Raw genomic sequence first — 22433 nt, 5'->3', positions numbered from 1 at the left:
GGAAAGCCGTGCGACGTTTCATCCCGCTGGTTTTTATCGCCCCGGCGCTGTTTTTGATCGTTCTGTTTACCTTCTGGCCGGTGCTGTCCACCCTGCACCTGAGCTTTTTACAGTGGAATATGATCAGTCCCCGGGCCCGCTGGGAGGGCCCGGGGAATTACCTCAGCCTGCTCACCGGCCGTGAGTTTTGGCTGGCCGGTTACAATACCCTGGTTTACACCGTTATTTTGCTGGTATTCAACCTGGTACTGCCTTATCTGGTTGCTTACGCCGTGACCAGGGTGCCGCCGCGCCGGCAGACGCCTTACAAGGCGTTGATCTTCGCCCCCGGTGTGATCTCACTGGCTGTGGCGTCGGTAATTTTCTTGTGGCTCTACAACCCAGTTTTGGGTCCGGTGGACATCCTGCTGCGACATCTGGGCCTGGGAGCGCCGGCCTGGCTCACCGGCTACCGGACGGTAATCTGGGCGCTGTCCCTGATCACCACCTGGAAGCTTTTCGGCTACAATTTTATCGTGTTGCTGGCCGGGCTGGTGGCGGTGCCCCGGGAACTGATTCAGGCGGCGCAACTGGAAGGGGCCTCCGGTTGGCAGATCTTCTGGCACATCATCCGTCCGCAGACATCGGCCACGTCCCTTTACGTCCTGGTGATGACTGTTGTTTGGGGGGCGCAGTATGTTTTTGTGCCCATCCAGATGCTTACCAACGGCGGTCCCGATTACGCCAGCACCAACCTGGTCTTTCTCATTTACCAGTACGGGTTTGGCTTTTTCCAGGCCGGCAAGGCCGCCGCCTGTGCCGTTCTAACCCTGCTGGTCTTTCTGGTCTTGATTTTGCTGCAGGCACGTGTCCTGGAAAAAAAGGTTTACTATGAAGATTAGCCGGCGGCCGGGGAAGATTTATGTCTGTAGAAGGAAGGATTTACGATGAAGGTTCGCCGGTGGTCAAAAGAAGCCCCCTGGCACATTTTACTGATCCTGACGGCGGTGCTCTCGCTGCTGCCTTTTATTTGGATGCTTGCCACTGCTTTTAAACCCGAACCGGAAATATTCGCCGGCGGTCTGAATCCGCTGCCTGCCGTCCCGACTTTGGCCAATTTCCGGTTTGTCATGGAACGTGTGCCCCTGTTCCGCTATTTTGCCAATACGCTGCTGGCGGCGGTATTAATCACCGGCCTGAAAATGGTTACCAGCATATTGGCCGCCTACGGCTTTACCCGGTTCCGTTTCCGGGGGCGGGAGTTCATCTTCTATCTCTGTCTGGTCAGCATTTTTGTGCCGGTCCAGGTCACTATGCTGCCTAATTATTTGTTGATATCGCACCTGGGCTGGCTGAACAGTTTTGCCGGTTTGGTCATTCCCCAGCTGGCTGATGCAATGGGCATTTTTCTGCTTCGTCAGAGCATCCGCACAGTGCCGGTATCACTTTTCGAGGCAGCCCGGATCGACGGGGCGGGACACCTGGCCGTCCTGCGGCGCGTGCTTTTACCGGCCATCAAGCCGGCGGTGGTGGCACTGGCCATCCTCTTTTTTATCAATGCCTGGAATGAGTATTACTGGCCGCTGCTGGTATTGAACGATAAATCCATGTATACCCTGCCCCTGGCGCTGCAGATGTTCACCAACCAGGAGGGGGGAACGGCCTGGGGGGTGATGATGGCGGCGGCGTCGCTGACCGCACTGCCGCCTCTGGTTGTTTATCTCCTTACTCAGCGTTACGTGGTGGACAGTTTTATAAATTCCGGCCTGAAAGGCTGAAGTCCGGGAGGGATAAACATTTGACCGTCATTGCGGAAAGTATCCAGTTTGAAGCAGTGACCAAAAATTACGGCCGGGTCACGGCCCTGCGTGAATTCAACCTGGAGGTGGCGGCCGGGGAGCGGATGGTACTGCTGGGTCCGTCCGGTTGCGGCAAAACTACGGCCTTGCGCCTGGTGGCCGGTCTGGAAGAGGCAGGCCGGGGTAAGATCTACTTCGGCGACCGGTCCGTCAATGATTTGCCGCCGGGGGAGCGGGGAGTGGCCATGGTTTTTCAAAACTACGCCCTCTATCCCCATATGACCGTGGCCGAAAATATGGCCTTCGGGTTGAAAATGCGCCGGGTGCCGCCGGATCAGATTAAAGCGCGCATCGACCGGGCGGCTTCCATGCTGGGATTGGAGGAATTGTTGCTTCGCCGGCCGCGGGAACTGTCCGGCGGGCAGCGGCAGCGGGCGGCGCTGGGGCGGGCCATTGTCAAGGAAGCGCCCTTCTTTTTGCTTGACGAGCCGCTTTCCAACCTGGACGCCCAGCTTCGGGCCAGAGCACGGGCGGAACTGGTCAGTTTGCACCGGCAGATCGGCTCCACCATGCTTTACGTAACCCATGATCAGGTGGAGGCCATGACCGTCGGGCAGCGCATTGCCGTTATCGCCGGCGGTGAACTGCAGCAGGTGGATACCCCGGAAAGGATCTACCACCGGCCTATGAATGCGTTTGTGGCCCGGTTTATCGGCAACCCGCCGATGAACCTGATGCCGGTCAAGGTAGCCGGTAACCGGTTGCGCATGGGCGGCGTTTCCCTGCAACTGCCGGCGGTCTGGGCGGCCTGGCTGGCCGAGCGTCCCCAGGGGGAGATTACGCTGGGCATCCGGCCCGAGGATCTGGTTCTGCGCGCTGAGGCCGGTCCGGCCGGTTGCAGCTTTCCCGTCCGGCTTACCTGGCAGGAGGATCTGGGGGCGGAAGCGGTTTTCTACCTGCAAGCGGCCGGTGAATTGGAACTGGTGGTGCGTGGCCGGCCCGGCGGGGTGAACACCGGGGATACGCTTTGGGTGGAAATTAATTGGGAACGGGTACACTTTTTTGACGGTCCGGGCCGCTCGCTGGGGCGGCCGCAGGCACTTGACCGCAATGACCGGTCCGGCGCCGGCGGCGCATAACCGCCTGCAAAACCACTTAGATAGTATATCCATATAAATAATGGCCGGCTGGATACAAACATGTTCTTCAGTAGATGCGAAAAAAATCCAAATCCGGCGGCTCAGAATCAGGGAAGGTGAAATAAAATTATGTCGACGCTGAACGTTTCTTTTTCCGATTTGCCCCTGCTGGGCAAAAAGCCGGCGGCGGTCGTCCGGTTGCTTTGCGAGGCCGGGGCGGACGGGTTGGAAATTTTAATGGACGGCCCGGCCTGGGATGATCCCGGGGAGGCGGCGCGGCAGTTGCGAACGGTGTTGCGCACGTGCCCGGTGCCGGTGTCGCTGCACCCGCCGGCCTGGGACATTAATTTGACCAGTGAAAACGGCGTCATCCGGGCGGCCAGTTTCGAGGCGCACCTGGCGGCGGTGCGGCTGGCGCATGAGGTGGGGGCGAAACACGTGGTGGTGCACCCCGGGTTCCGCCATTCCCCGGCCTTTCCACTGTACGCCGCCTGGGAGCGGGCGGAAGATGCGCTGGCCCGGCTGGTGGAGGCAGCCCGCCCGCTGGGGGTGGTCCTGGCGGTGGAGAATGTCGGTTACGGCGGCGAGTCGCTTTTTACCCAGGATGAATATGTGGTTTTTGTGGAACGGTTCGATTCCGCCGTAACCGGCTATTTAATTGATACGGGGCACGCCCTGCTAAACGGGTGGGATCTGCCGGCGCTTCTGGAGCAGGCGGCGCCGCGCCTGGCGGGCATACACCTGCACGACAACTACGGGGATGCCGACACCCACCGGCCGGTGGGGGAAGGGACCGTTGCCTGGGACGGGATCTGGCGCGCACTGGGCGCGCTGGCCCCGGACTGCCCGCTCATTCTCGAATACGCCCCCGGTACGCCGTTGAGCCGTCTGAGCGCCGACCGGGAGCGCATCGCGCGGTGGATTGCCGGCGCCGGGTGCGGCTTGTCCGCTTGAGTGATTCGTCTTGGCATTTCCGCCGGGGGCGCTGCGCCAATCGCAAGTGAGCGGCCCGGTGCGGGCCGCTGAAAATTGAAGCACGGGCAGCCTGGATACGGGCCGGTTGGCGGGAGTTTTCACGGATTGTTCATTAATTTAACCAGCCCGGCGTTTTGCCTTGTTTTGGCGTGTGACGCCGCCGGTCTTACAGGCGCAAGCCCCGTTTACGCGCTATTTTGTCCGCTTCTCAATTGTTTGGCCAGTGATGCCGCCAGGTCGGGGTTTCTTTCCTTTACTGCGGCCAGGTAGGCGAATACGCTGCCCGGATAGTCTATGTTTTCGGTCAGAATCATGTTCTCCAGACTGTGGCGCACCAGTGAGATGACGCAATCGGGGGAGTGGTTATCCCGGCATTCACGGCATTGCCGGCAGGTTTCGGCCAGGCCGGCGGCAATCATTTCCGGGTAGTAAGGTTTGAAGTCGTGGCCGGGGATTAACCCGGCAGCCCCCGGGATATCCAAAATTCCTTTTGAAATGGCGAATTTCAACACCTTGCGGGCAAAACCGGCCAGACAGGCGGCTTCCCGGCAGTCCGGCGTATCCCGGAGGTCGCAGTTCAGGCAGAGTTTGGCCAGCGGCCTGTCCAGAGCCGCCAAATCAACCTCGCCGGCGCTTCTGATGCTGGTCAACCGGATCACCTGCTTTCATGAAAATACTTCCTTAATTATGGCAGTAGCGCGGCCGTTAATTTTGCAGAAACTGCACGAACTCATCATCAGCGGCCAGGACAGCCTTTTCCGCGCTCAACAATCCGGCCGGCGGCAGGAAAGGAGTCAGTCCCAGTCTCTCGACGGCCCGGCCCAGCTTTTCCCTTGGTTCGGCCAGGACTTCAAAACGTTCCAGCACATGTTCCAGGACGGTAAAAACTTTATCCCGGGGGACGTTTTCAGCGATGATCTCCCCGTGTCTGGGACAGTTGCTGCCGCCCATACCGCCGATGGCAATCCGGAAGCGATCATTTCCGGCGGCGATTACTCCAAAGTCGGCGCAATAGGGGTCGGTACATCCCCGGGGGCAGCCGGCCACGGCAATCTTAAAATCCTTGGGCGTCTCCCGGCCCAGATAGCGTGCCTGGATTTCCACACCCAAATCAAGGGCGTCGCCCAGAGAACGGGGGCAAAGGGAACTGTTGCCGGCGCATGCCTTGACCGGACGCACCACGTTGCCGAAGGGGGAAACCTGCAACTCCAGCGGTTCCAGCGCTTCTTCCAGAGCGGAAACGTTACCCTCCGGAAGTAAAACCACCACCGTTTGCCGGGTGGTCAGCTTGATCCGGAAGGCGTTGTTATCAACCGCCGCCCGGGCCAAACCGGTCAACTGCGCCGGCGTCATCACGCCGCAGGCGGCCGTCACGTCCACTGCGTAAAGGCCGTTTTTTTGTTTGAACAAACCCCGGCCCATAAAAACACCTCTCATTCAATTTAACAGTAACTTTTATTAATATTATGCATGCCGTAAAATTTTCCTGCTTTTTTCCGGGAAAATTTTCATCTTTATTGGGATAAATGTACGTCACAACTGTTTTTGGGCAGGTGGTATTTTTTTTTAAGCATCTATCGTCCGGTATAAAGCGGGGTTGTTTTGTTCAATACTGGAGAAAAGAGGTAAACAGGCAATAAAGCTTTTTCAGGTGGTGAACAAACATGTCCGGGCGGCGCTCCATGCTGGTGTGCCTGGGTATTTGCCTGGCCCTGGTTGTTTTCGGACTGCAGGTGGCGGCGGATGGATTCAACCAGGATGTGCAGCCGGCGCAGCCGGTTTGCCTGTTTCATCTGAACGCGGCCGGTCCGGGGGATGTTCAGGTGGACTTGTTGGGGCGGAACTGGACGCTGACCTGGCCGTCTGACGGCTCCGCGCTGCCGGTTATCACCGGGCAAATAAAAAGGGAATGGCAATGGCGGGTGATCGTTGATACCATTCTTGAATATGGTCAACAGCTGAACGCTATAATCATCGACGGCGTTCACCGGCTGGACCGTCATCTGTAAAAAACCGGGTGCCGGTTTATCCGGACGGTCATCTTTCAGTGGAAAAGTCCACATCGGCTTTGATTGCATCAGCGCCGCCCTGCGGATCCCTGTTGCCCTTTTCCAGCCGCAGATGATATAATTTATTGTTAGGATTTTTTACCGCAGGCAGCAAGGAGGCCATAGCCCTGATGGGGAGAGAGCAGGAACTGATCCGTAATTTTTGCATTATCGCTCACATAGATCACGGCAAGTCGACGCTGGCCGACCGGCTTCTGGAGCATACGGGTGCTTTGAGCGCCCGGGAGATGACCGAGCAGGTCCTGGACCAGATGGACCTGGAGCGGGAGCGGGGGATCACCATCAAAGCGCAGGCGGTGCGCCTGAGTTACCGGGCTAAAGACGGGCGCGAGTACCAGTTGAACCTGATTGACACCCCCGGTCATGTGGACTTCACCTACGAGGTGTCCCGCAGCCTGGCGGCCTGCGAGGGCGCCCTTTTAGTGGTGGACGCGGCCCAGGGTATCGAGGCGCAGACTCTGGCCAACGTGTACATGGCCATTGAACACAACCTGGAAATCATCCCGGTGATCAATAAAATCGACCTGCCCAGCGCGGATCCGGAACGGGTGAAGAGGGAAATCGAAGATGTGATCGGGCTGGACGCTTCCGGCGCCATTATGGTTTCAGCCAAAATGGGCACCGGTGTGGAAGCGGTGCTGGAGAGCATTGTCAGCCGGATTCCGCCTCCCCGGGGCGACAGCAACGCCCCGCTGAAAGCGCTTATTTTCGACTCCCACTATGATTCGTACAAAGGGGTCATCGCCTATGTACGGGTGATGGAGGGGCGCCTGACCGAAGGGATGCGCATGCGCCTGATGGCCACCGGGCGGGAGTTTGAGGTAAACGAGGCGGGTATTTTCCGGCCGGCCATGATTTCCACCGGCGTGCTGGACACCGGCGAGGTGGGCTTTGTGGCGGCCAGCATCAAAAACGTCAAGGACACCCGGGTCGGGGACACGATTACCGACGCGGCGCGTCCGTCCGCAGACCCCCTGCCCGGCTACCGCAAAGTAACGCCGATGGTTTACTGCGGTCTTTATCCGGTGGATGCGGTGGATTACGAAAATTTGCGCGACGCCCTGGAAAAGCTCAAGCTCAATGACGCTTCTCTGATTTACGAAGCGGAGACCTCAGACGCCCTGGGCTTCGGCTTCCGCTGCGGCTTTTTGGGTCTGTTGCACATGGAGATCATCCAGGAGCGCCTGGAACGGGAATACAACCTGAGCCTGATCACCACTGCCCCAAGCGTGGTTTACCGGGTGACCACCACGGCCGGGGAAGTGCTGGATATCGACAACCCGACCAGGTTGCCGCCCGCCGGCAAGGTGGAAAAAATGGAGGAGCCTTTTGTGGCGGCCACCGTTATGGTACCCAAGGATCATGTGGGGGCGGTGATGGATCTCTCCCAGGAGCGGCGGGGGATCTTCAAAAATATGGAATACATGGGGGAAAACCGGGTCATGCTGACCTATGACCTGCCCCTGTCCGAGATTATTTTTGACTTTTTCGATCAGCTCAAATCGCGCACCCGCGGTTACGCCTCCCTGGACTACGAACTGGCCGGTTACCGGGAAAGCCAGTTGGCCAAACTGGACATCATGATCAACAGTGAACCGGTGGATGCCCTGACCTGCATTGTGCACCGGGACAAGGCCTATCAGCGGGGGCGGCAGTTGGTGGAAAAGTTGCGCGGCCTGATCCCGCGGCAGCTTTTTGACGTACCGGTGCAGGCCGCCCTGGGCAACAAGATCATCGCCCGGGAAACCATCAAGGCCCGGCGCAAGGATGTGCTGGCCAAGTGCTACGGCGGCGACATCACCCGCAAGCGCAAGCTGCTGGAAAAACAAAAAGAAGGCAAAAAACGCATGAAGCAGGTGGGGAATGTGGAAATCCCCCAGGAAGCGTTCATGGCCGTACTGAGCATTGAAAACAAATAATACTGGAGAGGGCAAAAATGAGTTGTTATTTGCGTCATCTGGGGCATATTTTAGAGCAGGCCGGGGTGGCGCCCCAAACGAAGCAGGAAAGGAAACGGGTGGATCTGGCCGTGCGTGAGATTGTGGGCAGCAGCGGGGAAAAATGTCCGGCGGTGTGGAAACGGGTCAAGGCTTTGCTGCAGGAGCCGGACGGGGAAGAAAAGCTGATTGACGGGTTGAAAAGGCGCTTCTAGCCGCAGGTGCGCCGATGCCGATTGGACTTTACATTCATGTGCCCTTCTGCCTGCGCAAGTGCCGGTACTGCGACTTTGTTTCCTATCCTTACAGCCATGCGGCTGCCGCCCGTTACCTGGCCGCCCTGGAACGGGAGATGACGTTTTACGGTCACCGGCTGACCGGAGAGGAAAAACAGGTGGCCACCGTTTACATTGGCGGGGGTACGCCCACCTGTCTGCCGGCGGCGGCATTGACCGCCGTTTTGGACCGCTGCCGCACTCTTTTTCAGTTTGCACCGGAAGTGGAAATAACCGTGGAAGCCAATCCCGGCACATTGGATCCGGATAAACTGGCCGCCCTGCGCGCCGCCGGTGTGAACCGGCTTTCCCTGGGTGTGCAGGCCTGCCGGGAAGACCTGCTCCGCCTGCTCGGACGGGTGCATAATTTCGGCCAGGCGGTGGAAGCCGTACATCAGGCGCGGCGGGCCGGCTTCCAAAATCTCAGCCTGGATTTGATTTTCGGCATTCCCGGGCAGACTACCGCTCAGTGGCGTTCCTGCCTGGAACAGGTGCTCGATTTGGCGCCGGAACATGTTTCCGCCTACGGGCTGCAAATTGAGGAAAACACCCCTTTGGGCCGGGCGGTGCAAACAGGGGACGTGATTCCTTGTGACGAGGAAACGGAACTGGCCATGTTCCTGGAATCAATTCACCTGCTCACCGCCCGTGGCTTTGAACATTATGAAATATCCAACTTCGCCCGGCCGGGACACCAGTGCCGGCACAACCTGCGCTACTGGCATAATCTCGAATACCTGGGGCTCGGGCCGGCCGCACATTCCTTCATGCGCGGCTGCCGGTACAGTAATGAAGAAAAAGTGGCCGCCTATGCGGCCCGCCTGGCGGACGGGGAACGGCCGGTCGCTTTCAGTGAACGGCCTTCCCGGCGCACAGCCATGGGGGAGGGCATTTTCCTGGGACTGCGCCTGATCAAGGGGCTGTCCCTGGATGAATTCGCCCGCCGTTATGGAGAGCGCGCGGAATATGTTTTTGCCCCGGAAATAGACCGTCTTTGCCGTTTAAGCCTGCTTGAGAGCAGGGATGGTTATTTGCGGTTGACCGGGCGCGGCCTGCCCCTGGCCAACCAGGTATTTGTCGAGTTTGTTTAAACATCGTGCAGAGCGCTTCCGCCCGGTGCACTTTCCGGCAGGGCGCCGGCCGCAGCGCCAGGGCATGAGCCGCCGTAAACAAGCGACGCGTTTCGCCGGACGGGGCATACTTGACAAAAGTTTACGCCGGTGCTATGTTTTATTTCAGAGGCCTTAGCACTCATGAATTAAGAGTGCTAACAGCAAGGGGTGAGATGAATGGATGCCCGTAAACAAGATATCCTGCTGGCCATAATCACCGATTATATTGCCACTGCGGAACCGGTGGGCTCGCGGACCATTGCCAGGAAGTACCGCCTCGGGATCAGTCCGGCCACCATACGCAATGAAATGGCGGATCTGGAGGAAATGGGCTATATTGAACAGCCGCACACTTCCGCCGGCCGGGTGCCCTCGGAAAGCGGGTACCGTTATTATGTGGACTACTTGATGAAGCGCGAGGAGCTGAGTTCGGGGGAAGAGAAACTGATCCGGGAAAATTACCGCTCCAAGGTCAAGGATGTCGGGCAGGTCATTCAGCTTACCGGGCAACTGCTGTCCCAGCTCACCCGGTATGCGGCGGTGGTCATGTCTCCGCGCGTCGGTCCGAGCGCTTTTAAACACGTGCGCCTGATTGGCATGGGACCGGGCCGGGCCATGATGCTGGTGGTGATGGATAACGGCTCGCTGCATCACCGCATGGTGGAGGTGCCGGAAAGTATTACGGATCCGGATCTGGAAACCATCTCCAGCGTACTCAGCGCCAAGCTTCAGGGGCACACCATGGAAAGCATCAAGATGACGCTGATCAAAGAGATTTATGCGGAGCTGGCCCGGCATAGAAATATTCTGGATCTGGCCCTGGATTTGATCCGGGAAGGTTTGACCGTGGAGCCGGGGGATAAAATTTACCTGGGCGGGGTATTTAATATTCTGAACCAGCCGGAATTCCATAATGTGGAGAAGGTAAAAACACTTTTAAGCCTGCTGGAACAGGAAGAAATGGTTTGCAATTTGTTGAGCGGCGGTGAAGATGCACCGGGAGTCACCGTGCGCATCGGCAACGAGATGCACTGCCGGGAAATTGTCGACTGCAGCATGGTGATCGCACCTTACCGGATCAGCGGGCGGGCCGGGGGGTCGATCGGCGTGCTCGGGCCGACGCGCATGGATTACGCCAAGGTGGTCAGCGTGGTGGAATGCATGACCAGAAACCTTTCCCGTGCTCTGGAGGAAATGTTTGCCGGCCGGGGAACTTAAGGAGGATACCGTAAATTGAGCCTAAAGCAGCAGGCCAGCGGCGGCGCGGAAGTGGACGAACGGCTGGCCGCCCTGGTCACCAACGCCAACGCCGTCCGGGCCATTGCCTCGGCGGTGGAGGGTACCCTGGGACCCAAGGGACTGGATACTATGCTGGTGGATAAGTTTGGTGAAGTGGTGATCACCAACGACGGGGTGACCATCCTGACCATGATGGAAGCCAACCACCCGGCCGCACGCATGTTGATCAACATTGCCCGGGCGCAGCAGGAGGAAATCGGCGACGGCACCACCACAGCCACGGTGATGGCCGGGGCGATGGTGGGCGCGGGAGTGGAGCAGGTGGCCCGCGGTGTGCCGGTGGCCCGGGTCATTGAGGGCCTGCGCGCCGGGGTGCGGCGCGGCCTGGCGGCCATGCAGGAGCGGGCCTGCCCGGTGGCGGATGTGAACAGTCCCGATTTGCGCCGGGTGGCCCTGGTGGCCGGCCGCGGGCACGACGACATTGCCGATCTGGTGGTGCGCGCCGCCGGTTTGATCGGCCGGGAGAAACTGCTGGACCGGGCCTTCAAACTGGCCGACACGGTGGTGGCCGAGGAAGGGGCGGAAAATCAGGTTTTCATGGGTGTGATCATCAACAAGGAACCGGTGAACCGGCAGATGCCCCGGGAGTTGAACGGCGTGCCGGTATTGGTGATTGATGACGCCCTGGAACCGGAGGAGATTGAGGAGGAGGCACTGGCCACCGAGGCCGGTTTCGCCCGCTACATGGAACTGCAAAACCAGTTCCGGGAAAATGTGCAGAAAATCATTCAACTGCAGGCCGGCCTGGTGCTGGTGGACCGGGGTGTGGACGATGCGGCGGAGGAGATGCTCACCGACGCCGGGATCATGGTGGTGCAGCGGGTGGCCAACAAAGAGCTGCGCCGGGCGGCGGAACACACGGGTGCCCGCATGATCAAGCGCACCGGGCTGAAAAAGGACCTGCCCCAGCTGGCCGCCTGCCTGGGCCGGGCCGGCCGCGTCTACAACGATGAGAAGTTGGAGCACGTGCAGGTTTTGGACGGCGGCGGCAAGCCGATGGCCACCGTGCTGGTCGGTGCGGCCACAGGTGAAGTGGTCGGCGAGCGGGAGCGCATCGCCCGGGACGCGGCCTCGGCCGTGCAGGCCGCCCTGCGCGGCGGCGTGGTGCCCGGCGGCGGTGCCGTGGAACTGGCGGTGGCGCGGGAGGTGGAGCAGGTGCGCGCCGGCATGCGGGGCATGGCCGCCTACGGCGTGGACTGCGTTGTGGAAGCCTTGAAACGGCCGCTGGCCCAGATTGTCTCCAACGCCGGATTCAACCCGCTGGAGAAAATCGGTGATGTCATCGCGGCACAGGTGGAAACAGGCAACGATGCGCTGGCCGTGGACTGCGACACCGGCCGGTTGGCCGATATGCGTGAACTGGGAGTGGTTGACCCGCTGCCGGTTAAAACATATGCCTTCAAGGCGGCGGGTGAAATTGCCGAAGCCATTCTGCGCATTGATACGATCATCAAAAAACGCGAAGAAAAGTCTGAAAAAGACACCGGTTGAAACCGCCGCTTGAGAACCGTAATCAGGCAACCGGTTTTTGTTTGCAAGAGCGCGGCCGGCAGCGGCCGGCGGGGTATGTATACAACGCACGGGTGGGAATATTTTTATTTGAATCCATACTGTTGTAAAGTGTAATTAAGTTAGTACATGATGAGGTGAACCGGATGAATGTTGAGGATAAGGAGCGCCTGCCGGGCGGGGAGGATGCCCTTCAGGGGGGTGACCGGCGGTCCGGGGGAAGCCCCGGCGACGATGATCAGACGGTTGCCGGAACGCCGCAGGATTCACGGGAAAAAACCGGGACGGCCGGCGGGCCGGACGGCGCCGTACCGGATGCAACAGCCGGTGCGGACACGGCGAATGCGGCCGGTGTGGTTGCGGAAACAGAGCAGCCCGTGACGGATGCGGCTGAGCTTGAGCGCAAACTGGCGGAGCAGGCCGCCCGGGCGGAAGACTATTACCAGCGACTGGTGCGTCTGCAGGCCGATTTTGAGAACTACCGCAAGCGGACGCAGCGGGAAAGGGAAGAGTTTTTCAAATTTGCCGGGGAACAGGTGGTTACCGCCCTGTTGCCCGTACTGGACAACCTGGAGCGCGCCCTGGCCGCCAAAGACCAGGATCCGGCCGGGGTGGTGGCCGGGGTGGAAATGATCCACCGCCAGTTGCAGGATGTGCTGGCCAAAGAGGGGCTATCCCCGCTCAAGGCGGTGGGTGAGCAGTTCGACCCGGCGTTGCACGAGGCGGTCATGCAGGAAGAAAGCACCACTGCCTGCGATAACACGGTGCTGGAAGAATTTTGCCGGGGTTACTGCTTCAAAGACCGGCTGATCCGTCCGGCCATGGTCAAGGTGGCCCGGTCGGCGAAAAAAACAGGCGAGTGACACACGGGAGGTTGGAAAATTCAGATGGCAAAAGTAATCGGCATTGACCTGGGTACGACCAACTCTTGCGTAGCCGTGATGGAAGGCGGCGAAGCAGTGGTCATCCCGAACGCGGAGGGCAACCGCACCACTCCGTCGGTGGTGGGCTTTTCCAAAACGGGCGAGCGCCTGGTGGGCCAGGTGGCCAAACGCCAGGCGGTGAGCAATCCGGAGCGCACGATCAGTTCCATCAAGCGCCATATGGGCTCGAATTTTAAAGTAAACATAGATGACAAGGAATACACGCCACAGCAAATATCGGCCATGATTTTGCAGAAGTTGAAAACGGACGCCGAGGCCTACCTGGGCGAAAAAGTGGAAAAGGCCGTGATTACCGTGCCCGCCTACTTCACCGACTCCCAGCGCCAGGCCACCAAGGACGCGGGCAGGATTGCCGGACTGGAAGTGCTGCGCATTATCAACGAGCCAACAGCGGCCGCGCTGGCCTACGGTCTGGACAAAGGGGAGGACCAGACCGTCCTGGTTTTCGACCTGGGTGGGGGCACCTTTGATGTTTCCATCCTGGAACTGGGCGAAGGCGTGTTCGAGGTCAAGGCCACCAGCGGCAACAACCGCCTGGGCGGCGACGACTTCGATCAGCGCGTGATGGACTGGCTGGCCGATCAGTTCAAGAGAGACAGCGGCATCGACCTGCGCAACGACCGCATGGCCATGCAGCGTTTGAAAGAGGCGGCGGAAAAGGCCAAGATTGAATTGAGCGGCGTGGCCACCACCAATATCAACCTGCCCTTTATCACCGCCGACGCCAGCGGTCCCAAGCACCTGGACATCAACTTGAGCCGGGCCAAATTTGATGAAATGACCGCCGACCTGGTGGAGAAGACCATGGGACCGACCCGTCAGGCGCTGGCCGACGCCGGCCTGGAGCCGAAGGACATCGACAAGGTTTTGCTGGTGGGCGGTTCCACCCGTACTCCGGCGGTGCAGGAGGCCATTCGCAAGTTTTTGGGCAAGGAGCCGCACAAGGGGATCAACCCGGACGAGTGCGTGGCCATCGGGGCGGCCATTCAGGCCGGCGTGCTGGCCGGGGAAGTGAAGGACGTGCTGCTGCTGGACGTGACGCCGCTTTCTTTGGGTATTGAAACCCTGGGCGGCGTATTCACCCGTCTGATTGAGCGCAACACCACCATTCCCACTTCCAAGAGCCAGATTTTCTCCACCGCCGCCGACGGGCAGACCACGGTGGAGATTCACGTGCTGCAGGGTGAGCGCCAGATGGCGGCGGACAACAAGACCCTGGGCCGGTTCCAGTTGACCGGTATCCCGCCCGCGCCCCGGGGGGTGCCGCAAATCGAGGTCAAGTTTGATATCGACGTGAACGGCATCGTCAATGTATCGGCCAAGGATATGGGCACAGGCAAGGCGCAAAGCATTACCATCAGCGGCGGCACCGCCCTGTCCGACCAGGACATCGATCGCATGGTCAAGGAAGCGGAACAGCACGCGGAAGAGGATCGACGGCGCAAAGAAGAGGTGGAATTGCGCAACCAGGCCGACAGTATGATTTATCAGGCGGAAAAAACAATCAAAGATTTGGGCGACAAAGCGGACAAGGACAAGGTGGACCAGGTCAACCGGGCCGTCGAGGAACTGAAAGAAGCCGTGAAGGGGCAGGATATGGAGGCGCTCAAGGCCAGGATCGAAGCGCTGACCAAACCGCTTTACGAGTTGACCACCCAGCTGTACCAGCAGCAGGCACAGCAGGCACAGGCCGGCACTGGGCCGGCCGGCGGCGGTGCCGGCAAAGATGAAAATGTGGTGGACGCCGATTACGAAGTAAAGAAAGAGGAAGACAAGTAACAACCTGCTGGCCGGAACGGGTCCGGTTGTAGTATAATGTATTTATGCCGGCCCATCCGGCCCGGTTTTGATCATGTTATTTCAGGTGGTGTTGACACCGTGGCGAAACGCGACTATTACGAGGTGCTGGGGGTTTCCCGGGAGGCGACGGCCGAGGAAATCAAGAAGGCCTTCCGTAAACTGGCACGCCAGTATCATCCCGACGCCAATCCGGACAACAAGGCTGCCGCGGAAGCAAAATTCAAAGAAATTGCGGAAGCCTACGAGGTATTGAGCGACCCGGAAAAACGGGCCAACTACGACCGCTTCGGCCATGCAGCCACCGACGGCCAGGGTTTCAGCGGTTTTGGCGGCGGTTTTGGCGGTTTCGGCGATTTTGGCGGACTGGGCGATATCTTTGACATGTTTTTCGGTAGCGGCGGCCGGCAGCGGCGCGGTCCGGAAAAGGGCGCGGATGTACGGGTGGACCTGGAAATATCCTTCAAGGAAGCGGCCTTCGGGCTGGAAAAGGATATCCGCGTGCCCCGGGTGGAAACTTGCACCACCTGCGGCGGCAGCGGCGCGGCGCCGGGCACCCGACCACAGCCCTGCGTGGCCTGTGGCGGTACCGGTCAGATTCAGTTCGCCCAGAGTACGCCTTTCGGGCGCATTGTGCAGACGCGGACCTGCGAGCGGTGTCACGGTTCGGGCCGCATCATTGAAAAGCCCTGCGGCACCTGTCACGGCAGCGGCCAGGTGCGCCGTACGCGCAGTATTCATATCAAAATCCCGGCCGGCGTCGATACGGGCACCCGGCTGCGGGTGGCCGGCGAGGGCGAGACCGGCCTGCGCGGCGGTCCGCAGGGCGACCTGTATGTATACATCCACGTGCGTGCGCACCGCATCTTCCGGCGGGAAGGCAACGATGTGGTGATGGAGGTTCCCCTCTCATTTGTGCAGGCTGCTTTGGGGGACGAAATCGAGGTGCCCACCCTGGAAGGGGACGCCCAGTTGCGCATTCCGGAGGGCACCCAGCACGGCACGGTATTCCGCCTGCGCGGCAAGGGTATTCCCGATCTGGGTGGTTACGGCCGGGGGGATCAACTGGTGCGGGTGAAGGTGGTCACTCCGACCAAAATGTCGGAAGAGCAGAAGCAATTGCTGCGCGAATTCGCTCAACTGGGCGGGGAAAGCCCGGCCGGCGTAGAAAAGGGCTTCTTCAAAAAGGTCAAGGATGCCTTTATGGGATAAGACTCTGAAACCGGGCGGAGCCGATCTTTGCGGCATCTTCAACCGGTCCGGGGATGTGTTTATAGGTTGATGGCATCCCGCGGGACGGCAGGTTGTACGGCGATCAATTCTCCGCTTGGGTCATAACCGTTTGAGCGCCGGAAATATATTTGTTTTACGCTGTGCCGGTATGAAATGTGGTTTAAAATGGCTCCGGACCGGTCTTTTATTCGGATGCCAAGGGGCGTGAACTGTTTTGCAGTGGCTGGAAATAGCCGTCAGCATACCGCCGGAAGACGTCGAGGCGGTGTGTAATTTCTTTGTTGAATTCGATACCGGCGGGGTGGCCGTTGATGACCCCGCCTTTATCTCTGCTTATATGGATCTGCCGCCCGATGCGGTGGTGCCGGGGGCACTTACGGCGCCGGAGATGCCGGTGGTCAGGGCTTACCTGCCGGTGGACGGGCGCCTGGAGGAGCGTCTGGCCAGGTTGCGGCAGACGCTGACCGCTTTGTGGCCGGTAGCGGCGCGCGGGCTGAAAACGCGCCTTTTGGATGAACAGGACTGGGCCAATGCCTGGCGGGCCTACTACAAGCCGGTGCCGGTGGGCCGGAGCCTGGTGGTGAAGCCCTCCTGGGAGGAGTACCGGGTGGACCCCGGGCGGCATGTAATTGAGCTGGATCCGGGTATGGCCTTCGGCTGCGGCACTCATCCGACCACGGTGATGTGCCTGGAATTGCTGGAAGAAACCGTGGCTTCTGGCGAAACGGTAATTGATGTGGGCACCGGTTCTGGTATCCTGGCGGTGGCTGCCGCCCTGCTCGGGGCCGGCCGGGTGACGGCCGTGGACAATGATCCGGTGGCCGTGGCCGCGGCCCGGGAGAACATAATACGCAACGGCGTGCAGGGTATAGTAACGGCCAAACAGGGGGATCTGCTGGCCGGGGAATGGGAACCGGCCGGCCTGGTGGCGGCCAACATAGTGGCTGATGTGATTATCCGCCTGGCTCCCGCCGCGGCGATGCTGCTAAAGCCCGGCGGCCTGTTCATCGTCTCCGGGATCATCCGTGACCGGGAGGCGCAGGTGCGCTGGGCGCTGGCGGCTGCCGGCCTGTCCGTGAGCCGGGAGCGGCGCGGCGGCGAATGGGTGGCGCTGGCGGCCGGGCGGGTTTGACACCGCCGGGGGCAACCGGCGCGAATACAACATCCGGCCGGCCCTGTTCCGGCATTTGTTGCGGAAAGGTTCCGCCCAAGATTAACATGGTGCATTTTCATGCGGATGCTTTTTCCCCCTGCCGCGGCCGGCGGCGGGGGTGCCGGAAGCGGGGGCTGGTTGTGAGCCGTTTTTTTGTCGCACCGGAACAAATCAGCGGGGAGCGGGTGATCATCACCGGCCCCGATGTTATACATATATCTCGTGTGCTGCGTCTGGGGGCGGGGGATACGGTGACCGTCCTGGACGGCGCCGGCCGGGCCTGCCGGGTGCGCCTGACCGCCGCCGGAAAAGACGCTGTGGAAGGACTGATCATTGAGGAGTTTGCCGCCGGCGGTGAATCGCCTTTGCGCGTGACCCTGCTGCAGGGGTTGGCCAAAGGTGACAAGATGGAAATGATTATCCAGAAGTGCACCGAACTGGGGGTGGCGGCGGTGGTGCCCCTGCACTGCCGCCGTTCGGTGGCGCGGCTGGAGCCCGGCAAGGCCCGGCAACGCCGGGAGCGCTGGCAGCGGGTGGCCATGGAGGCGGCCAAGCAGTGCCGGCGGGCGGTGATTCCCCGGGTGACGGAAGTGATGAGCCTGCCGGAAGCCCTGGAATTGATTCCGCCGGACGCGCTGGCTGTGATGCCCTATGAAATGGAGAAATGCCGGGCCTTGAAACAGGTTTTGCGGGGGCGGGCGGCCGGCGAGGTCTATCTTTTGATCGGCCCGGAAGGCGGCTTTGAACCGTTGGAAGTGGACCTGGCCACCGGGCGGGGAGTGATTCCGGTTTCCCTGGGACCGCGCATCTTGCGCACTGAAACGGCCGGCCCGGCGGCGCTGGCCATGGTTTTGTACGAATTGGGCGATTTGGGGGGCACTTAGGGACTTATGCCGGAGAAAAAAGTGGCCCTGGTCACCCTGGGCTGCAAGGTGAACCAGTACGAATCGGCTTCCCTGGCGGAAATGTTCCGGCGGCGGGGCTACCAGGTGGTTGATTTTAAACAGCCGGCGGATATTTATGTGATCAATACCTGCACCGTGACCCATTTGGGTGACCGCAAGTCCCGCCAGCTAATCCGCCGCGCCGGCCGGAAAAATCCCGCCGCGCTGATCGTGGTTACCGGTTGTTATGCCCAGACCGCTCCGGGGGAGGTGCTGGCCATCCCCGGGGTGGATCTGGTGGTGGGCACACGGGACAAGGCGCGCATTGTGGAGTTGGTGGAGTTCCACCGTCCGGGCGGGGAGCCGCTTGATGCCGTCAGCGATGTTTTCGCCGGACATGGGTTTGCCGAACTGCCGGCCACGGCAGTTACCGGGCGGGTGCGCGCCTTTTTGAAGGTGCAGGAGGGGTGCAGCAACTACTGCGCCTATTGCATTGTCCCTTATGCCCGCGGTCCGTTGAAAAGCCGCCGGCCGGAAAATGTGATCGAAGAGGCCCGTCGCCTGGTTGCGGACGGCTTCAAAGAACTGGTGCTCACCGGCATTCACACCGGCGCCTACGGCCGGGACCAGCCGGACGGACCGGACCTGGCCGGTCTGGTGGCCCGTGTGGCCGCAGTCCCGGGATTGCTCAGGCTGCGTTTGAGTTCGGTGGAGCCGCTGGATGTAACCACGGAATTGCTGGACGTAATGGCTTCCCGGGGAAATGTCTGCCCCCATCTGCACATCCCGCTGCAAAGCGGCGACGATACCGTGCTCGAGCGCATGCGCCGGCACTATACCAGCGCCTGGTTCGGCAACCTGCTGGAAGAGGTGCGCCGGAAAATACCCGGTGTGGCCGTGACCACCGATGTGATTGTTGGTTTTCCCGGTGAAACGGAAGAACAGTTTGAACGTACGTTGCAGTTTGTCGGAGAAATGGCCTTCAGCCGTCTGCATGTGTTTAAATATTCCCCGCGCCGGGGAACACCCGCGGCCGCTTTTCCCGGTCAGGTTCCGGCGCAGGTAAAGGAGGAGCGCAGCCACCGGCTGATTACCCTTGGTGAGGCGCTGGCCCGTGATTTCGCCGTCCAATACACCAGCCGTCAGGTGACAGTATTGGCCGAGGAGCCCTTCCCGGCCGGGGATGGTCTTTGGGAGGGCTATACCGGGAACTACTTGCGGGTGGTTTTCCCGGCCGGACCGGCCGTGCGCGGGGAGCTGGTGCGTGTACAGGTGGAAGAATGGCGGGATAATCACTTAAAAGGCAGAATAATTTAAATCCGCGGCAGGATTTAATTCCGCCGGTGTTGAATAAAATAAAACTGCCGTGGTGTTTCCTTTAAGGCAAGGGGGGAGGTGGTTACAATGCAGGATTGTATTTTTTGCAAAATTGCAAGCAAAGAAATTCCCGCCGAAGTTGTCTATGAGGACGATTACGTAATGGCCTTTGAAGACATCCACCCGGCGGCGCCGATCCACCTTGTATTGATCCCCAAAAGGCATATCCCGACGTTCTTTGATATAAAAGATGAGGATGAAGCCGCGCTGGGCCGTTTGCAGCAGGCCGCGGCCCGGGTGGCCGCCAAACTGGGCCTGGAGGAGAAAGGTTTTCGCCTGGTCAGCAACTGTAAGGAGGATGCGGGCCAGCTGGTTTTTCACCTTCACTACCACCTTTTGGGCGGCCGGCCGTTTCAATGGCCTCCGGGTTAGTTATTGACGGTGACGCCGGCTCACAGTATAATAATATGGTGTTCGCAATTTAAAGCTGGAGGCTGTATCATCCGTATGATTAAGCTTGACGGCCTGGCGGAGGGAGGGAAAGAGCAGTGGCAGAAGTGCGTGTAGGCAAGAATGAAACCCTGGACAGCGCCCTCCGCCGTTTTAAACGGACCTGCCAGAAGGCGGGAGTATTAGCAGAGGCCAGAAAACATGAACATTATGAAAAACCCAGTGTAAAGCGCAAGAAAAAATCCGAAGCGGCTAGAAGACGCAAGTTCCGTTAATTCCCCAGCCGGCCGGGTTATATAGACAATGACGCCCGGTGAAGAAAACATTTTTCTTCACCGGGCGTTTTTATTTTACAGACGCCTGCAGAAATATCATGGTGGTTTTCCATGGCGAATGCATGTTTATCTTGCTGCGCTTGATGTTGCAAATATTACTCGGACAGGGCGTACCTCTGATTGCATTGACATATCTGTTGGCAAAATCTTCACGGTCACCCTGGAAGCGGCTGCTTGGGTTTGTCCCTCACTATCTCCTTTTTAAAATATTGCCTGCAAACTCATGTGCTCATCTTGTGCGTGCGATCAAGCCGGCATATAATAACTGGTAGGCAAAACCGGTTGGCGGCATTATTTGCCGCACCGGCTTTGGCTTAGGGACCGTGTTGTTTAATACTCTTGGAAGGTTGGAAGGGGTATTTATTAAGGGGGTGAATATCTTGCCATGTCCCAGCAGATGTTGACCTGGCTGGCCGTGCTGGCTTTCCTTCTGGGCATTGTCGCACTGATGCTGGAGATCTTCGTTATTCCGGGGGTTGGCGTGGCCGGTATGCTCGGGTTGCTCCTGGTGGCCTGGGGTGTGCTGCTGCTGGCGGTGGATTTCACCCGGGCCACGGCGGCGCTGGTGATTGCCCTGGCGGCAACCGTGGTAATCTTTGTACTGGGCGTGCGTTTTTTTGCCCGCTTCAAACTCTGGCAGCGCCTGGCCCTGGGTACCAGGCAGCATAAAGAGGCCGGTTACGTGACCGGGCAGGTGGATCTGGTGCATTTGGTGGATCTCACCGGGGTGGCTGTAACTCCCCTGCGTCCTTCCGGTACGGCGGAAGTGGCCGGCCAGCGCCTGGACGTGATTACCACCGGGGAATTTATTCCGACCGGCGCCGCTATCAAGGTGGTCAGGGTGGAGGGAGTGCGGGTGGTGGTGCGCCGGGCAAGTGCGGTGTAGGGGCATCTGCCTTTAACAGGGCTGAAGGCGTGGTGTCAATTTGCGGTGTTATCAAGGTTTCCATTCAGTGCCGTATATACAGGCAAACGGGTAATACGCGCTTTTATTTTTTAATGCGGCAGAAACATTGACGTTGACATGCCAATGGCGTTCTGGTCTATTTTACGGTATTGCTATGGGCATAATGGTAGGTAATTCATAGCGGAAAACAATGTTTATACGTTGAGCAGGTATGCAGGTATATTGCCGCCGGCATCCTGCAACCTGTAATCAAATTGGGAGGTGTCTATTCTTGTCATTGGTCGGTACACTGGTCGGTCTTTCTTCACTCATTCTGATTGTGCTCATTTTGGTCGGCCTGGCGATCATCTTCAGCTTTATTCCGGTCGGACTGTGGATTTCTGCCCTGGCGGCCGGGGTGCACATCGGCATTTTCACCTTGATCGGCATGCGTCTGCGCCGTGTGCCGCCGGTGCGGATAGTCGGCCCGCTGATCAAAGCGGACAAGGCCGGCTTGAACGTAACGGTGAACCAGCTGGAAGCGCACTACCTGGCCGGAGGCAACGTGGACCGAGTGATCGACGCCCTGATTGCCGCCGAGCGTGCGGACATCCCTCTGGCCTTCGAGCGGGCGGCGGCTATCGACCTGGCCGGCCGCAATGTGCTGGAAGCGGTGCAGATGAGTGTCAATCCCAAGGTGATCCAGACACCGCTGGTTTCCGCCGTGGCCAAGGATGGCATTGAAGTCAAAGTAGTGGCCCGGGTGACCGTGCGGGCCAACATCGATCGCCTGGTGGGCGGCGCCGGCGAGGAAACGGTGCTCGCCCGGGTGGGCGAGGGCGTGGTCACCACTGTCGGTTCTTCTTCCAGCCACAAGCAGGTGCTGGAAAACCCGGACTCCATTTCGCGCACTGTGCTGGAAAAAGGCCTGGATGCCGGCACCGCCTTTGAGATCCTTTCCATCGACATCGCCGATGTGGATGTGGGTCGGAACATCGGCGCCCAGTTACAGACCGACCAGGCCGAGGCCGACAAGCGCATCGCCCAGGCCAAGGCGGAGGAGCGGCGGGCCATGGCCGTGGCCAAAGAGCAGGAGATGAAAGCCGGGGTGGAGGAAATGCGCGCCCGGGTGGTGGAGGCTGAAGCAGAAGTGCCCCGGGCGATGGCCGAGGCGCTGCGCCAGGGCAAGCTGGGCGTGATGGATTACTACAACATGCAGAACCTGCTGGCTGACACCCGCATGCGCGAGGGCATCGCCGGCGCAGGCGGCGGCGCCCCCGGCGGCGGGCAGCGGGGGGAACAGCACGGGGGCAAATAGAGCCCGAAAAGAGGTGCGACCGG

General features: G+C 59.8%; 22 protein-coding genes. 20 read left to right on the top strand and 2 right to left on the bottom strand.

Annotated elements, in window-relative coordinates; translation table 11 throughout:
* Positions 1 to 8 precede the first annotated feature (8 nt).
* The 4 genes from A6M21_RS08670 (at position 9) to A6M21_RS08655 (ending at position 3871) form a co-directional block, all read left to right on the top strand.
* On the top strand, positions 9 to 881 hold the full coding sequence (locus A6M21_RS08670) for a carbohydrate ABC transporter permease (RefSeq protein ID WP_066667823.1): 873 nt from the start codon (positions 9 to 11) through the stop codon (positions 879 to 881).
* Between the two features lie 45 nt (positions 882 to 926).
* Positions 927 to 1757 carry a carbohydrate ABC transporter permease gene (locus A6M21_RS08665; protein ID WP_066667821.1) on the top strand — a complete coding sequence of 277 codons (831 nt, stop codon included), beginning with the start codon at positions 927 to 929 and terminating at the stop codon, positions 1755 to 1757.
* Positions 1758 to 1777: 20 nt separating this feature from the next.
* Positions 1778 to 2917 carry an ABC transporter ATP-binding protein gene (locus tag A6M21_RS08660; RefSeq protein WP_066667819.1) on the top strand — a complete coding sequence of 380 codons (1140 nt, stop codon included), beginning with the start codon at positions 1778 to 1780 and terminating at the stop codon, positions 2915 to 2917.
* A 129-nt stretch (positions 2918 to 3046) separates the two neighbouring features.
* Positions 3047 to 3871 (top strand): sugar phosphate isomerase/epimerase family protein, encoded by an 825-nt coding sequence (locus tag A6M21_RS08655; protein ID WP_066667817.1) that lies wholly within the window; start codon positions 3047 to 3049, stop codon positions 3869 to 3871.
* 206 nt (positions 3872 to 4077) lie between these two features.
* Here the strand turns inward: A6M21_RS08655 and A6M21_RS08650 are convergent, their stop codons facing one another.
* The gene (locus A6M21_RS08650) at positions 4078 to 4542 is read right to left on the bottom strand and encodes a hypothetical protein (RefSeq protein ID WP_201721855.1); all 465 of its coding nucleotides are present in this window, start codon (positions 4540 to 4542) and stop codon (positions 4078 to 4080) included.
* A gap of 55 nt (positions 4543 to 4597) precedes the next feature.
* Positions 4598 to 5314, bottom strand: a complete 717-nt coding sequence (locus A6M21_RS08645) for a nitrite/sulfite reductase domain-containing protein (protein ID WP_066667815.1) — start codon at positions 5312 to 5314, stop codon at positions 4598 to 4600.
* A 242-nt stretch (positions 5315 to 5556) separates the two neighbouring features.
* Here A6M21_RS08645 and A6M21_RS08640 point away from each other — a divergent pair, with 242 nt between their 5' ends.
* From A6M21_RS08640 to floA, 16 genes are all read left to right on the top strand, one after another.
* On the top strand, positions 5557 to 5901 hold the full coding sequence (locus tag A6M21_RS08640) for a hypothetical protein (RefSeq protein ID WP_151191864.1): 345 nt from the start codon (positions 5557 to 5559) through the stop codon (positions 5899 to 5901).
* A gap of 170 nt (positions 5902 to 6071) precedes the next feature.
* Positions 6072 to 7880, top strand: coding sequence for a translation elongation factor 4 (gene lepA / locus A6M21_RS08635; protein ID WP_066667812.1), 1809 nt, complete (start codon positions 6072 to 6074; stop codon positions 7878 to 7880).
* Positions 7881 to 7897: 17 nt separating this feature from the next.
* A complete protein-coding gene (locus A6M21_RS08630) occupies positions 7898 to 8113 on the top strand; it encodes a hypothetical protein (protein WP_066667811.1) in 216 nt (71 codons plus the stop codon).
* Between the two features lie 14 nt (positions 8114 to 8127).
* Positions 8128 to 9264: a radical SAM family heme chaperone HemW gene (gene hemW / locus A6M21_RS08625; RefSeq protein WP_066667810.1), complete on the top strand. Its 1137-nt coding sequence runs from the start codon at positions 8128 to 8130 to the stop codon at positions 9262 to 9264.
* A 198-nt stretch (positions 9265 to 9462) separates the two neighbouring features.
* Positions 9463 to 10503 carry a heat-inducible transcriptional repressor HrcA gene (hrcA, locus tag A6M21_RS08620; RefSeq protein WP_066667808.1) on the top strand — a complete coding sequence of 347 codons (1041 nt, stop codon included), beginning with the start codon at positions 9463 to 9465 and terminating at the stop codon, positions 10501 to 10503.
* Between the two features lie 15 nt (positions 10504 to 10518).
* Positions 10519 to 12075 carry a TCP-1/cpn60 chaperonin family protein gene (locus tag A6M21_RS08615; RefSeq protein ID WP_066667806.1) on the top strand — a complete coding sequence of 519 codons (1557 nt, stop codon included), beginning with the start codon at positions 10519 to 10521 and terminating at the stop codon, positions 12073 to 12075.
* A 164-nt stretch (positions 12076 to 12239) separates the two neighbouring features.
* On the top strand, positions 12240 to 12956 hold the full coding sequence (gene grpE, locus A6M21_RS08610; RefSeq protein WP_066667803.1) for a nucleotide exchange factor GrpE: 717 nt from the start codon (positions 12240 to 12242) through the stop codon (positions 12954 to 12956).
* Positions 12957 to 12980: 24 nt separating this feature from the next.
* Entirely contained in the window at positions 12981 to 14816 is a 1836-nt protein-coding gene (dnaK, locus tag A6M21_RS08605) for a molecular chaperone DnaK (RefSeq protein ID WP_066667801.1), read from the top strand.
* A gap of 99 nt (positions 14817 to 14915) precedes the next feature.
* The gene (gene dnaJ / locus A6M21_RS08600; RefSeq protein WP_066668001.1) at positions 14916 to 16046 is read left to right on the top strand and encodes a molecular chaperone DnaJ; all 1131 of its coding nucleotides are present in this window, start codon (positions 14916 to 14918) and stop codon (positions 16044 to 16046) included.
* Between the two features lie 235 nt (positions 16047 to 16281).
* Positions 16282 to 17199 (top strand): 50S ribosomal protein L11 methyltransferase, encoded by a 918-nt coding sequence (gene prmA, locus A6M21_RS08595; RefSeq protein WP_066667800.1) that lies wholly within the window; start codon positions 16282 to 16284, stop codon positions 17197 to 17199.
* 161 nt (positions 17200 to 17360) lie between these two features.
* Positions 17361 to 18104 (top strand): 16S rRNA (uracil(1498)-N(3))-methyltransferase, encoded by a 744-nt coding sequence (locus A6M21_RS08590; protein ID WP_066668000.1) that lies wholly within the window; start codon positions 17361 to 17363, stop codon positions 18102 to 18104.
* A gap of 6 nt (positions 18105 to 18110) precedes the next feature.
* Positions 18111 to 19421 carry a tRNA (N(6)-L-threonylcarbamoyladenosine(37)-C(2))-methylthiotransferase MtaB gene (gene mtaB, locus A6M21_RS08585; protein ID WP_066667799.1) on the top strand — a complete coding sequence of 437 codons (1311 nt, stop codon included), beginning with the start codon at positions 18111 to 18113 and terminating at the stop codon, positions 19419 to 19421.
* Positions 19422 to 19508: 87 nt separating this feature from the next.
* Positions 19509 to 19853: a histidine triad nucleotide-binding protein gene (locus A6M21_RS08580; protein ID WP_066667796.1), complete on the top strand. Its 345-nt coding sequence runs from the start codon at positions 19509 to 19511 to the stop codon at positions 19851 to 19853.
* Positions 19854 to 19969: 116 nt separating this feature from the next.
* Positions 19970 to 20146 (top strand): 30S ribosomal protein S21, encoded by a 177-nt coding sequence (rpsU, locus tag A6M21_RS08575; protein WP_066667794.1) that lies wholly within the window; start codon positions 19970 to 19972, stop codon positions 20144 to 20146.
* A 445-nt stretch (positions 20147 to 20591) separates the two neighbouring features.
* Positions 20592 to 21092, top strand: a complete 501-nt coding sequence (locus A6M21_RS08570; RefSeq protein WP_066667792.1) for an NfeD family protein — start codon at positions 20592 to 20594, stop codon at positions 21090 to 21092.
* Positions 21093 to 21423: 331 nt separating this feature from the next.
* Positions 21424 to 22410, top strand: coding sequence for a flotillin-like protein FloA (gene floA / locus A6M21_RS08565; protein WP_427854618.1), 987 nt, complete (start codon positions 21424 to 21426; stop codon positions 22408 to 22410).
* Positions 22411 to 22433 lie beyond the last annotated feature (23 nt).

The organism is Desulfotomaculum copahuensis (assembly GCF_001655685.1).
Classification (GTDB): Bacteria; Bacillota; Desulfotomaculia; order Desulfotomaculales; family Desulfovirgulaceae; genus Desulfotomaculum_G; species Desulfotomaculum_G copahuensis.
This window is presented reverse-complemented; position numbering and strand designations above follow the sequence as displayed.